Source organism: Acetivibrio saccincola, assembly GCF_002844395.1.
Taxonomy (GTDB): domain Bacteria; phylum Bacillota; class Clostridia; order Acetivibrionales; family Acetivibrionaceae; genus Herbivorax; species Herbivorax saccincola.
Genome location: NZ_CP025197.1, coordinates 3,021,501 through 3,035,222 on the forward strand (window position 1 = coordinate 3,021,501; position 13,722 = coordinate 3,035,222).

A 13,722-nucleotide genomic window follows, 5' to 3' on the forward strand; every position below is an offset into this window, starting at 1 on the left:
GCCTTTTTGTCTATATATTTGTTTATATATTTGTATAAAAATAAAAACGCCGCCAATTAAGAAGGTTTCCTCCTCAACTGGCGGCAATCTTATTTTAATCCTATAGATTCACTTCTATTTCTAACCCAGACTTAAACTCAACCACTAACCTATCATCATATACAATCACTTTTTCAATCAGTTTTCTGACCAGTTTATCATCAAACTCCGTAATATCACCGGTTTGCATATTAAGAAAGTCCGTCATCTCAGCAATCCGATCCCTTTTATCTTGACGGAGAGCGTTTCTCGAAAGTGTTTCTTGCCTTAAGTCCCGCAAACGGTAAATCTCGTTAACAATATTATCGTATGCTTCCTTTGAATTTGCCTTTTGGATCAAATCGGTTTGGAGTTCTTCCAGCCTTTTATCAATATCTGCCGTACTCTCATCCAAATCCTCGCTTAATACGGTTTCAATATTCTTCTTCAGTATGGCCAGAAAAGAGTTTTTTCCGCTGACTGCTACATTGATGGCTTCTAAAATTTTCTCTTTAAGCGTATCTTCAAGTATAGTGGAAGCGGTACAAAACAAACCGGTATTTTCTAATCGGCTAACACATCTCCATACAATTGATTTCTTTCCTCGGTTATTCCAATGAACCCTGCGGAATATTTCATGACACTTGCCGCAAAAGACCATCTGTGATAAAGGATGATTATTGCTGTAATTTCTCTTCTTTCCGTTCTTACTTATATGCACACATCTTCTTTTGACAAGCTGTTCCTGAACCTGCATAAAGATTTCACGCGGGATTATAGGCTCATGGCTGTTTTCTACATAGTATTGTGGAACAATACCATTATTGGGTACCCTTTTCTTTGATAAAAAATCTACCGTATAGGTTTTCTGCAGCAGCGCATCACCGATATATTTTTCATTTCTCAAAATCTTATTGATGGTACTGGTATGCCATCTGGGATTGCCTGCACCCGTCAGAATTCCGTCAGCTTCCAAACCTCTTGCTATCTGCAACATACTGGAACCTTCAAGGTATTCTCGGTAGATACGCTTAACAATTTCAGCTTCTTCAGGTACGATAACTAAGTTGCCATCCTTATCCTTTGTATAGCCAAGAAACCGGTTGTGATTGATATGGATTTTTCCTTGCTGATATCGGTACTGAATACCCAGTTTTACATTCTGGCTTAACGATTGGCTTTCTTGCTGTGCCAAAGATGCCATAATGGTCAACAGGATTTCTCCTTTGGAATCCAATGTGTTTATATTTTCCTTTTCAAAGTAAACCGGAATATTTTTTTCTTTAAGCTGCCTTATGTACTTCAGGCAGTCCAGCGTATTTCTTGCAAACCGGCTGATAGATTTCGTAATTATCATATCGATTTTACCCTGCATGCATTCTTCTATCATCCGGTTAAATTCTTCACGCTTTTTTGTGTTGGTTCCGGTAATACCTTCATCTGCAAATATGCCTGCTAACTCCCATTCGGGATTGCTTTTGATGTAGTTTGTGTAGTGCTCAATTTGCGCTTCATAACTGGTTGCCTGCTCCTCGCTGTCCGTAGAAACACGACAGTAAGCTGCTACCCGAAGCTTAGGCAATTCCTCGGCCTTTGCACTATTCCCGATTCGCTTACGGGCAGGAATTACCGTAACATTCCTGGTTGTCATCTAAAATCACCTCGCTCTTAATAAGACTATAAGCATACTCTGCCTGCTGAAACGGATCATCGTATAGATTATCCGGCATTGAAGCATGAAACTTAAAATTTAAGATTTTCTTTTCATTTCCTTTATGTTCATAAATCCTGCCAAGCGCCTCAGCTCGCCTGTGTCTTTCCAGTTGTACTTTTTCGAATGTGTCCTTGCTGATAATTGGCGGATAAAATTTGTCCTCAACATACCGTTTATCTGAAAGCATTCTTGCAACAGATGTGTGGTAGCGCTTAATACCTGCTTTTTGTGCCGCTTCGCTTAAAGAAAGCCCTGAAAGATAAACCTTAAATAGCTTCTTAATTTTAACTGCTTCCTCTTCATTAACGACAGCCCTGCCGTTTTGAATGGTATATCCAAAAGGTATATGGCTCATCATTTCACCAACCTTTCCCTTAAGTTCAACCCGCATTTCATTTTGAAACCTATTTCTTCTTGTGAAAACACAATGATTTCGCGGGTAAAATCCTCAAATATTTCACTATCAAATGCATCAATCTGCTTTTCAGCTTTCGTTGCAAATTTAAGAAGCTTCTCAACCTCAACAAGGATAGTCTGACTCCCATCGATTGCGCGTTTTATGGCTTCTTTTTGTTCTTTTAATAAAACCGCTTCTTTGAGCAGCTCATTTTTCTGTGTATTAAAAAGAGCGGGTTCCAGGTATCCCCTAGCCATAAGTCCCATAATCACCTGAACTCGCTCTGTATTTTCTTTGATTTTTGTTTCCAATTCTTGAATCTTCGCTAGATTATCTGAGTAATTTGTTTTCTTTAAGCTTTGCAACAATGGCCTTAGAATGAACTTATGACCGAAAATAAGCTTATTAATCATAACAACGAAGGCCTGATGGATCTCGTCCTCTCTGACAAACTTCATTGTACAAGCCGAAGCGTCCTTTATGTGCTTTGTGCAGCACCAGGCAATATATTTACGGTCACCGCTGCCATGAATTCGACGCTTAAAATTGCTGCCACATTCTGCGCATTTGATTTTCCCAGAGAAAGGGTAGCGTTTTTGATACTTGCTGCTTCCCTTAATTACACCTTTTTCTTTTCCTCTTTGCTTTAATATCTCTTGGGCGGCTTCAAATTCCTCATGGGATATAATGGCTTCATGATGATCTTTTATCATGTATTGATCTTTTTCCCCACGATTATAATGCCGCTTAAAATTCTCATCTGTATAGGTTTTTTGCAGAAGGACATCCCCAGTATATTTTTCATTGCTTAAAATGCTGCGGATAGTTGTCGCTGTCCAGTATGAACCTCTCTTTGTTGGGATTTTATCCGAATTTAGCCCATCTGCAATTTTCTGTGTACCTTTACCTGCCAAAGCTTCAGAAAAAATCCGCTTTACGATTTCAGCCTGTTCTTTATTGATAAATAGCTTTCCATCCACATAATCGTAACCATAGGGAGGGTACGAAATTTTGTATGTTCCGTTTTGGAACCTACGCCTGATAGACCACTTACTATTTTCTGCAATGGATAATGACTCGTTTTCTGCAAGGCTGCTCAAAATTGTCAGCACCAATTCGCCTTCCATGCGCTGCGTGTTTATATTCTCTTTCTCGAAATAGATGAAAACACCGAGATCGCTAAGTTTTCGCACCATTTCAATGCAGTCGGTTGTGTTTCTGGCAAATCTGCTGACTGACTTGGTTATAATAAAGTCAATTTTCTTGTTTTCGCAATCTGCAAGCAGTCTCAAAAGTCCAGTTCGGTTTTCCTTTTTTGTGCCTGATATGCCTTCATCATAGTAGATCCCTGCAAACTCCCAATCAGGATTTGCTCTTATATAGGATTCATAATGGTCTTTTTGTGCTTCCAGGCTTGCCATTTGTTCATCACTGTCTGTTGAAACCCTGCAATAAGCCGCTACCCTCACCTTTGGCTTGAAAGCTTGGAGAGCATTATTTCCATCAATCCTTGTTACCTTTCTCACTGTTTTCACCTCCTTTGGGTATGTGACATGTTACCTCTGTGTGCCGCTAATAGCAAGCCAATTAGGCCATAAGCTGTGCATACATCGGCGAGAAAGTTTTGCGGTTCAACTTGTCGATTTTGTTGAATTCTTCTTCTGAAATCAGTCCCGCCTTAAGCATCCTCTGCAGAATTTTGTACGCCCGCCAGTAATCAACCTCTCTTTGAATTTCCTCCTGTGTTATCTTTGTATAGTTCGTTTCCTGCGGGTTATATGGCAAATGATTAGCCGCCTCTATCATTCAAGCACCTCCTATAAAGACTTAGGACAGCCGCGATTGGCTGTCCTTTATCGTTATTCCGGCAATTTGAGAACTTGTCCGGGGTAAATAGTATCTGAAGTCAGGCCATTGAGTTTCTTAATCTCCGGAAATCTTGTTCCTCTACCGAGTTCTTTTTCCGCTATTCTCCATAAAGTGTCGCCTTTTTGCACTGTATAGGTTCTATTGCCCTTGTTATCAGGAAGGCTGTTTACAATTACAAGGTTTTCTTTTGCTACCCAAGTGTTTATGCCTGCGATTTCTTGACCGCCGGATTTCTTAACCTTTTTGCCAAGCAATACACATTCTTTGCCGCCTTTTATGACCGGCTTGCCTTTGTATAAAGTCTGTGTGACCCTGTGGTAATAGTCATTTTTGACCCACGTTGGAACTTCCACACTGCCGGGATAGTAGTTCTTTACACTGTCCTTAAACTCCACCATATCGCCAATTCCAATATCAGTATTGGTATCTGTACTGTTCTCCAGCGCTTTTTTTACTGCTTTACGGAAAGTGTCCATATTCTCCCCATGCTTGGGGAACCAGTGCATCACATCAGCATGGTTGCTGGCAATACCGAGCTTATATCCCTCGGAGTGGCAGATGATGTCATTTTCATTAAGGCTGTACTTCTTGCAGAGCATAACGCAGAGTTCAACCGCATTCTGCCACGCTTTACGGAAATAATCTTCCTGCTTTGCTGCATCATAACCCACCATTACCGACCCAGATTTATACGAAAACCCAGCAGGCTCACAAATTTCAAAGCCAATATGGGTATTGTTGGCTGCTCCTCCTGCATGCCACCCGCGATGATCCCAAGGCAAGTATTGCCAAACCTCTTTATCGTCTACAAAAGCGTGTACACATACCTGCCTGTTTATTTCACCGGCCTTGTAAGACTTGTTCCAACGGGAAAACCACTCAACCGCCATTACACCCGGCACAGCCGTCGAATGTACCATGATTCCTTTAGGCGTGATTTTGCGGCCTGCTGTATAGCAATCGTTTCGCGTCATGTATTTAGTAAAAAGCTTCATTTCTTTTCATCCTCCTCATTTGAGCGACCATGCAGTTGTTCCAATGCGTTTTTCAGCTTTTCAGGAATGGGCAGTCCTATATGTGCTGCATTCTCAAGAATTGAAACTCCCTCGTTACTCAGGTAAAAGAAAATCACTGCTGTCCGGATTGCCCCGCCATTGCCGAGCACCTGGCTGTCGATGATGTGTCCTACACCTACAAGTACAAAAATAAGCACTTTCTTAAAGATGCCCTTGGCCCCGACTTCACTCGAAAGCTTTTTGTCTACAATGGCACACATCACGCCGGTCACATAGTCAATGGCCACAAAAGCGATGAGCGCATATAAAAATCCATCCAGCCCTCCAAGAAACCAGCCAAGAAATCCGCCAATAGCAGTAAAAACCGCCTGTACCCAGTTCCATACCGTTTTCATTGTCTTAACCCTCCGTTCAACTTGAATTTTGCATATAAAAAAGCGCCCTGCCTTAAAGCAAAGCGCTGAATATATAAAACTTTTAACCTATATTTGCTTCGGAAGCGCCTCCCACAGCCGCATATCCTCCTGCCCAAGCGACCAGATGGCTATACCTCGCAGTTTCCATCGATAAGCCGCTTCGTTTGCCCAGTAAACAAGGCTGTCCACATCCTGATAATACAGAATAGAAAAACCATCTGCATCTCCGAGGAAGAGACGGGATATCCAGATATTGATGTCTTTCGGTATAATCTTTACTTCATAGTCATTACCGCAAGAAAGAACCAAAAGTTGTGAGTGGAAGAAGTCATAGTCCATCGAAATGTCCTCACTGCGAGTTATCGATTCCTCCACATCGCTATTTACTGAAAACACCTGAAATTCATCATCCCACGTGACACCAGTGCGAGCAAGCCTGCCAAAGCTGGTTATAGTTCCATCCGGGAGTTCCACATCAAAACGCTCGTATGGTTCATATACCCATGCATCGCCCAGCCGCAGCAGCTCGCATACCGTCCGGTTGTCCGAGCAGTACCCTGCATAACCACTACCACCGATTACATTCACTGTGAAGCGCAGGGTTGAAGCTGCACCTGAATATACTCTTACCTTATTGCCGCGTTTTCGCATTTCTATAGTATACATATTCGGATTAGCACGAAGATCGGCATCTGCAGTTTTTGAGAAACTGGTGGAATAGCTACCAAGCAAGGAATTACCTTGATAAAGCTCGACTCTTTGCGTGTCATAATTTAAGCAGCAGAAAATATCTCCAAGGAACACCCCAGCCCGTCCACTGCTATTTTGAGGGAAAGCCAGCCTTGCCCGGATATGAATATCGGAAAACCCGTCGTATTTCCATGCAAGTTTGCCATATCCCTCAAGCTGGGAATATGGGCGACTTTCTGTGCTGTCTGGGTCTTGCCAAACATCCCATTCGCCATCCAGCACAGTCCAGTAGTTTTCAGGCAGGATGTTCCTGTCTCGAAAATCCTCATACCAAATAAGCGCCGAGTCGGGTTTTCTTCGCAACATTTCAAAGGTCAGTTTAAACCCTCGATCCGGCTCAACCATCACACCATTTACATCCTTGAACCGCCGGGGAGAGAGCATAAAGCTGGCTTCACCGGCAAAGGGATACTCCGAAAATCCACTGCAAACCCTAAAACCGTAAAACTGGACTCCCGGCACACCACCGCTTATGCTGACAGCATGCGTTCCCTCTTGGAGAAATACACCTTTTGCAAGTGTCAACCAGCAAACTCTTCTCCAGTATGGCCACCATAAACGGTTCTCGCTGAAAGTCTTTGATTCACCATCAAGGGAAACGATAATCGCATTTTTGTCCCAGTAAGGAAAGCAAAGCTGTACTGCAATATCGTAATATCCCGCTTCTCTTATCTCAAAACGGTACTCTGCTGACGCCTGGTCATCTCCAAGTGAGGCCATCTCATCAGTAATAATGACATTTCCTTCGTATTCATCCGGAACTCCGTTCCTGTCAATATAAATGGTTCCGAACTCCGCTTTCTGCTCCTTGCCATAGCTTGTCAAATATCTTCGCCTGTTATAAACCCCTTTTAGCAGCGGATATTCCCAGGATACAGCATCCCATCCTTCCATATAATCATATACATGAGGAAGAGCCCAAGGTACTTTGTTATAGTCATCCCAGTAAGTCACAATTGGAATAAACGGCTGGGGCGGTGCATCACCTGTGAAATTGTAAACCCCAGTCATCCTGTATTTAGCCGCATAGTATGTATTAGACACTCCTCGATAGGTTATTCCGAGGTTTTCAGGCGTATCATGGATCCTCCAGTTCCAGCCATAAGCAGGCAGACCCATGAATATCTTGTCCGGCGACATAACGGAAACAGCATAATCATATATGCTCTCAAGCCAGTCACGGGGAGATACCGGACCGGGAGCAGAACCCGCCCATGCCATGCCGTAGCTCATGATGGCGGCGGTATCGCAATAGTTGTTAAGATCGGCATACACACACCAGTTTTCGCCTCCCACCGAGCCTTGAACACCGGTCATACCCGGCAGGCAGATGTTGACAAGCTTTGTTGCATCATAAGACTTAACTGTATTGTATATATCCCTAAATAGTGCATTCGCCGCATCCTTGTTTTCATAACCGCCACCGCGCTCCAGGTCAATATCTACCCCAGCGCACCATGGATGCTTGTTCATTATTCGGATGATTTCAGTGAGAAACTTATCTTTTGCACCGTTTTCGTTGTTGCGAAGTGCAGTAAAAATATTGGCTATTCCATGATTCATAATAGTGAGCAGCCACTTAATATGAGACCATTTCTGAATATACGGAAGCATGCTGCTGATGCTGGTACCGGTTTCAGTAATTGTGCCTGTTGCGTCAACCTCAAAAGTAAAAATGCCTACCGTATCAAGGCGGTCACCATAGTCTCTAAGTGCTTCATACATTCGGGCATTTCCCATAAAACTCCACACCATGCACCGTTTGCCTTTTAAGAAATCCCTCACAACCGATCACCGCCCTCTTGCATCTCCTGAAATTCAAAGAGTACCCGCGCCGACTTTCTCTCTTCCAGCTTCACCATATGTTTGCTATCCCATGCCGCAGAGTATTGATAAAATCCATCCTTACGAGTAGGGCTTCCGTTTTTAAGGCATTGGCGGGTGGAAGCCTTGAGCGCCAGCTCATCGCCTGCATTAACCGGGTCAAGAAACTTTACCTTATGCGCGCCTATACCTTGGGATATTTCAATACTTCCTGCGGCCATATCCTGTATAGGATAGATATAGCAGTCAAGGCCAGCAGAAGTTTTGCCAAGGTTGAATAAAATTACAGTCTCCGCTGTTCGCACCACACCGTTATAATGCCGGGGCGGAACTGGCTGCCCGTTTTCCTGCATTTTCGTTAACATTTTGCTCGTGTGGACGGTATAGCCTGTTAACTGATCACCATCCTCAAGCTGCAGGTCGGTGAAATAGATTATTCCGGTACAGTCGGAAATCTTGAGTGTCACAGTTACGCTCACCACATGATTATTGTTTTTTAATTGTATGGTTTCTGCAAACCTTGAAAACTTCATAGTTTTTTCCTCCAAAACCATTTGACAAACATAGGCATTAATGCTAAACTATAATTTGATTTTATATTTGGAGGCTAGTATACACCTATGTATGGTATTTTTCGTATTCGTAAATAAAAGTGCACAGAAAGAAAGATAGCTCATAGCAGCATCTTTGTTTTTGTGCACCTTTTTCGATTACGAAAAAACGAAAGAGGTGTATTTTTTATGCCCCAAAATAGAAAAAAAGGGACAACTCCGCCCATTTGGGTATCTCAAAACTTTTTAACAAGTTACAAAATTATCAACAGAATTATTCGCAGAACAACCCTTAACAAAAAAGATCATGTTATTGAAATTGGTCCGGGAAAGGGTCATATAACAGGTTTCTTGATAAAAAGATGCCGGAAAGTTTCGGCAATTGAAATTGACGGCCGTTTATATAATAAATTGACAGCAAAATTCAAGGACGTCAAAAATATCCGTATATATCATCAGGACTTTTTGAAATGGAAACTTCCTAATTATGAAGATTATAAAGTTTTTTCAAATATCCCTTTTTGCTTCACTACGGATATTATGCGAAAATTGACGGAATGCAAAAACGCACCTTCTGAAGCATGGCTTACCATGGAAAAAGGCGCAGCCAAACGTTTTATGGGTGAGCCTTCAGAATCATTGCGTTCTCTGCTTATAAAGCCCAAGTTCGATTTAGATATTGCTTACTATTTCAGCAGGGAGGATTTCCATCCCAAACCAAGCGTTGATGCAGTACTTCTTCACCTTAAGAAAAAGAGCCAACCGGACATACCCGCAAACCAGTGGTTTGCCTATGAACAATTTGTTTCAAAGGCACTAAAATATGGATTCCGCAGTCTTTTTACAAGCAAGCAGTTATCTAGGGCATTCCGTCAGGCTGGTGTGCAAAATAAAAATATTACTCCTACAGAGATTCTTTATGTTCAGTGGCTCTGCCTTTTCCGATGCTACTGGGAGCATGTGTTAGGCAGAAAATAATTTTAGCGGCTCATTACCCGTCCAATGTCCACCGGATTTCGCATACATGCCCGATCCATCCAGTGGAAACCGAACCGCCCTGAAGCAATAAGTCTGTAAAGTACACTGTGCCGATGCAGTCAGTGACGCACAGCCTGATGGTGATAGATTTGACTCTGCTGATACTTTTGGGAGAAATACTGTGTGCAATCTGATTGAAATATGCCATATCATCACCCTCAAATTAGGTCTATAAATCTTGTTTCTGTTGTACCGTCCTCGTATTCAATGACTATCTCAACACCAACTTGGCCGTTTTCGCCCTTTTCAAGGTTTTCGGAAGCAATCTGCGCTGAAAATGTATAACTTTTACGCGTTGCTGGATATACCGTCTGTGACAGACTCTTTGTCATACCAGGTACACCAACAGCCTTGAAGGAAGCAGTTCCCGAAACACCATTCTCAGTATCTACTTCAAAACCGGAATTTACCCAGTAGGCAAAACCATCATCCGCCCTGGAATTGCGCAGATGGTTGAATGGTACCATATCTTTAATTTCCTGACGGTTTATCAACTCTGCTGAGGACAGCGCATCTGCGGCCTTGTCCCACTGTGCTGAAGAATCGCCGAGTTCCCGCAGTTTAGTTGAAAGCTCGATCACTGTTTTCCAAGGCTCCTGCAAGTTATACTGCCTACGCACAACACGTGTCTTTACCAAAAGGCCTAGTTCTTTATCGTCCACTGTAACAATATCACCCAGTTTCCATGCTTCGTGCTCATAACCGGTTAGCGCAGATAAATCCATTGCAGACAGTACATAAGAAACGCGAGGCTTCGAATATTCTGCAAGCCGCATTTTTGCATATTCCAGCATCTGATACGGATTTGTAAACGACGAACAATCAAGCGTCGACACCCTCACTTCACTGGAAAAAGTGTAATCTTCCACGTATTCCTTACCTCCATTAATTGAAGCGAAGGTCAATCCGTCCTTTCCATAAGCATAGAGCCTTGTCACTAATTCGCGTGTATCGACTACCCGCTGAATACTTTTCAAATTCTTTCTATATGAAAAAAGCGCTCCGCTATCAGTACCACTAAAAGTCAAAAGGTGTACCTGGCGGTTGGCGCTGTCAAACACCAGATCGCCGCCATAAATATTCTGTACGGTGCGAAGGATGAATAAGGCATTTTTTTCTGTACACTGCCATGTCCGTTTCGTAGTGACAGTAACATTTCCTACTGTCCAACCTGTACCCAAAAGTGCATATTGCATCGGAACATCTGCAGTATCTGCATTGAATTCCCTAGGTTCTTTTTCCGCACTGAAAGACAGATCGTAAAATACCGCTTCAGCATATACTTGCGTAATAACACGCCCATCTTCGCTTTTATTGTCCGTTAAGGTTCGGATCCGGTAAATGTCATTTACGATTTGCACTTGTTTTTCATTTTCCAGTGTGCTTCTTTTTGGATCATGGAACGGAAGCTTGAATTCCAGCGTATCCGCACCGTTCACTTCACCAGTGACAATGATATCAAAGGCATTTTCAAGAACAGCTTCCCATGCTCCGTTTTTATCCAAAACCACAGGACGGGCAAAGCCTAATTTCTCATAGGGAGCTTTCGGTATATCATGAAGCTGTATTTCCAGAAGTTTTGGCGTCCTCAACGGATCGCTGCTGGTAAGGGTAACACGGAACCTTATATATTGCCGATTTGGCGATTGAAGTTCACCGCTGGTTCCCACAGCCTGCCATGCAGACCATTCTTCAAGATCATCGCTTGTGCTGGTCTCTACTAAAGACACTGAAGTAACACCTGCAGTATATTCGCTTGCGACAGCTACACGTCCGCTGCCCGATAATGCACATGGAACCGCCCTTGTATAAAGTACGCCACTTGCAGGATACTCGCCATCTGTTGCTTTGAGGGAGACTGCGCCAGGCTCTGCCAAAGCATCTACATCCGAAGCCGCATCCCCACCGTTTGCATGTAAAGACGACTTAAAATATAACAGCAAATCATCAGCTGTAAGCTGTGAGTCCGTTTCCAGAAACCAGTCGTCGAAGCCTCCGGCATAGTAGTAGGTATTTGCATGCATCCCCATAATAATGTCTGCTATACATTCCCGATTCAGCTCTCCCGAAAAGGAACGCACAGGCGACACCCAGGTTGCCCCGTCGCTGCGATCGCATATGATGTTCTGTACCTTTTTGTTGCTTACTTCAATGATGGAGGCGATAAAATACCAGCCGCCGTTTTTCAAGGTAATGGTAGCTGTTTCACTCTGGTCGTAGATTAGTGTGCCGGAGGAGTTATACAACATAAGCCTAAGTCTCCCTTGATAAAGTGAAACATAAAAAATTGGCTGACCGGGTCCTTGGCGGGTATTGAATATGGGTATATATGTCTGGCCGACCGAATAGGTGGTAGGATTAATCCAACCGCCTACAACAATCTTTTCGCCCAGATTGCTAAAGAAACTCCCATCATACGATAAGCGTAATTCCCAATTCTATGATTTTCGGCATATTGTTCGTCACAAAGTCAATGATTGTTGTAATTATCCTCGGCAGTGCTTCAATTAGTTCTGGCAATGCATTTAAAAGTCCCTGCGCCAGTCCCTGAATCAATGTAAAAGCAGCTTCAAGGATTTTGTCCATATTATCCAGCAGCCCTTGCACAATGGTGATCACTGCTTGAACCGCTGCTGGAATTAGCTCCGGTAATGCTTCTCCAAGCCCCATTACCAACGCTGTGATTAGCTGCACCGCTGCATCAATGAGTAAAGGCAGGTTATCAATAAGCGCTCCGACAATGGTCATGACCGCATCTACTGCTGCTGGAATCAGCTCCGGCAGCAGGCTCAAGAGAGTTTGAAGCACCTGAGAGAACAATTCAGTTACAGTTTGCAACAGCACGGGAAGCAGATCTTTGACTGCTGAGATAATCGCACCGGTTGCCTCCGGCAGAGCAGCCACTATATTTTCCAAAACCGGTACGATATTTTTAACTACAGCCTGAAAGGCATCCACAAGATTTTGTGTTAGGTTCGTCATATCAGCGTTCGCATTGCCAAGTCCTGCTATAAACGAACTTAGAGAGGCTTGTAAAAGACCAATGGAACCGCTGATGGTCTGGGTAGACTCTCTTGCGAAGTTGCCAGCATACTGTTCGGTTTTTTCAAAAAACATCTGCATGGCGATCTCGGCCTTTTCGGCATTGGTTGCGCTATTCCAGGCAAAATCCAGCCCTTTTGCAAGAGCATAAGCTTCGATGGTAGTGGCGTTCATGGCGACACCCAGATTATCCATCATGGTGAAGTTACCCTTGGCTGCGCCGGCGATAGATTCCATGGCAGTCTGCATATCAATACCCATAACCGAAGCCATGTCTGCCGCCCGCTGCATGGCCTTCTCAGTAAGCTCCAGACTTTTTTGCTGATCGACACCAGCACCCTGAAACAATGCGCCCATTTTGTTGGCGGTGGCAAGATACTCGGATTGAGACAAGCCCAGATTCTTGTAGGCTTCTTCTCCCGTTTTTTGGATACGTGCAGCATATTCGCCAAACACAGCTTCAGAACCGCCAAGGTTCTGCTCAAGCTCACCAAACTGCTCCACGACCTCTTTTCCCAGCTTGATGGCAGCCGCGCCCGCTGCGGCCGCTGCAGCACCCATAGCCGCGCCAACACCTTTAAGAACGCTGCCCAGCTTCTCAAATTTCGAGCTGGATTTTTCGGCATTGTCTCCACTTTCCTTCAATTCGTCCCCAAGCTCGTCTGCACTTTCAGCAGACTGTTCGAGCTCGCGCTCCATTTTGTTCAGTTCGGCTTTTGCATTATTAAGCTGTATTTGCCACGACTGAGTACGTCTGTCGGTTTCTCCGAAAGATGAGGCGGCATTGGCAAGCGCTTTCTCCAAAGTAGCTATTTTTTCTTTCTGCAATTCGATCTCTTTGTTAAGCACCTTGTTTCTTGCAGTAACAGCTTCAACTGACTTATCCTGCTGTCGAACTGAGATGCAACCAGGTTCATTTCGCTACCCAGTACCTTAAAACTTTGGTTGATCTCACGAATGGCGTTTTTAAATTCCTTTTCGCCTTCAATCCCGATCTTCAAGCCAAAATTGTCTGCCACATAACCGCCTCCTTTCGAGTAAAAATTAAAAAATTATAAAAGGCTATTGTATTTCAATGCGGTTTGGC

At 43.6% G+C, this 13,722-nt stretch carries 10 protein-coding genes and 2 pseudogenes; 1 reads left to right on the forward strand and 11 read right to left on the reverse strand.

Annotated elements, in window-relative coordinates; translation table 11 throughout:
• Nucleotides 1-100: 100 nt before the first annotated feature.
• From HVS_RS13495 to HVS_RS13530, 8 genes are all read right to left on the reverse strand, one after another.
• Nucleotides 101-1,669: a recombinase family protein gene (locus tag HVS_RS13495; RefSeq protein ID WP_101303182.1), complete on the reverse strand. Its 1,569-nt coding sequence runs from the start codon at nt 1,667-1,669 to the stop codon at nt 101-103.
• Nucleotides 1,632-2,123 (reverse strand): recombinase family protein, encoded by a 492-nt coding sequence (locus HVS_RS13500; RefSeq protein WP_101303184.1) that lies wholly within the window; start codon nt 2,121-2,123, stop codon nt 1,632-1,634. The genes HVS_RS13495 and HVS_RS13500 overlap by 38 nt, the downstream gene beginning before the upstream one ends.
• Nucleotides 2,087-3,655 (reverse strand): recombinase family protein, encoded by a 1,569-nt coding sequence (locus tag HVS_RS13505; protein WP_101303186.1) that lies wholly within the window; start codon nt 3,653-3,655, stop codon nt 2,087-2,089. The genes HVS_RS13500 and HVS_RS13505 overlap by 37 nt, the downstream gene beginning before the upstream one ends.
• Before the next feature lie 61 nt (nt 3,656-3,716).
• Nucleotides 3,717-3,935, reverse strand: a complete 219-nt coding sequence (locus HVS_RS13510; RefSeq protein ID WP_012208274.1) for an SHOCT domain-containing protein — start codon at nt 3,933-3,935, stop codon at nt 3,717-3,719.
• 53 nt (nt 3,936-3,988) lie between these two features.
• Nucleotides 3,989-4,993 (reverse strand): N-acetylmuramoyl-L-alanine amidase, encoded by a 1,005-nt coding sequence (locus tag HVS_RS13515; RefSeq protein ID WP_101303188.1) that lies wholly within the window; start codon nt 4,991-4,993, stop codon nt 3,989-3,991.
• Nucleotides 4,990-5,409, reverse strand: coding sequence for a phage holin family protein (locus HVS_RS13520; protein WP_094045273.1), 420 nt, complete (start codon nt 5,407-5,409; stop codon nt 4,990-4,992). Before HVS_RS13520 ends, HVS_RS13515 begins: the two co-directional genes overlap by 4 nt.
• A gap of 87 nt (nt 5,410-5,496) precedes the next feature.
• Nucleotides 5,497-7,965 (reverse strand): glycosyl hydrolase family 18 protein, encoded by a 2,469-nt coding sequence (locus HVS_RS13525; protein ID WP_101303190.1) that lies wholly within the window; start codon nt 7,963-7,965, stop codon nt 5,497-5,499.
• Nucleotides 7,962-8,537 (reverse strand): hypothetical protein, encoded by a 576-nt coding sequence (locus tag HVS_RS13530; protein WP_101303192.1) that lies wholly within the window; start codon nt 8,535-8,537, stop codon nt 7,962-7,964. The genes HVS_RS13525 and HVS_RS13530 overlap by 4 nt, the downstream gene beginning before the upstream one ends.
• Nucleotides 8,538-8,744: 207 nt before the next feature.
• Here HVS_RS13530 and erm point away from each other — a divergent pair, with 207 nt between their 5' ends.
• Nucleotides 8,745-9,533 carry a 23S ribosomal RNA methyltransferase Erm gene (gene erm, locus HVS_RS13535; RefSeq protein WP_058258360.1) on the forward strand — a complete coding sequence of 263 codons (789 nt, stop codon included), beginning with the start codon at nt 8,745-8,747 and terminating at the stop codon, nt 9,531-9,533.
• Between the two features lie 13 nt (nt 9,534-9,546).
• Here the strand turns inward: erm and HVS_RS17330 are convergent, their stop codons facing one another.
• From HVS_RS17330 to HVS_RS13550, 3 genes and pseudogenes are all read right to left on the reverse strand, one after another.
• Complete coding sequence (locus HVS_RS17330) at nt 9,547-9,741, reverse strand: hypothetical protein (protein ID WP_076982650.1); 195 nt, start codon at nt 9,739-9,741, stop codon at nt 9,547-9,549.
• A 10-nt stretch (nt 9,742-9,751) separates the two neighbouring features.
• Nucleotides 9,752-12,007, reverse strand: a pseudogene (locus HVS_RS13545) (phage tail spike protein); the annotation flags it as partial.
• A gap of 1 nt (nt 12,008) precedes the next feature.
• Nucleotides 12,009-13,654, reverse strand: a pseudogene (locus tag HVS_RS13550) (phage tail protein); the annotation flags it as partial.
• Nucleotides 13,655-13,722: the final 68 nt, after the last annotated feature.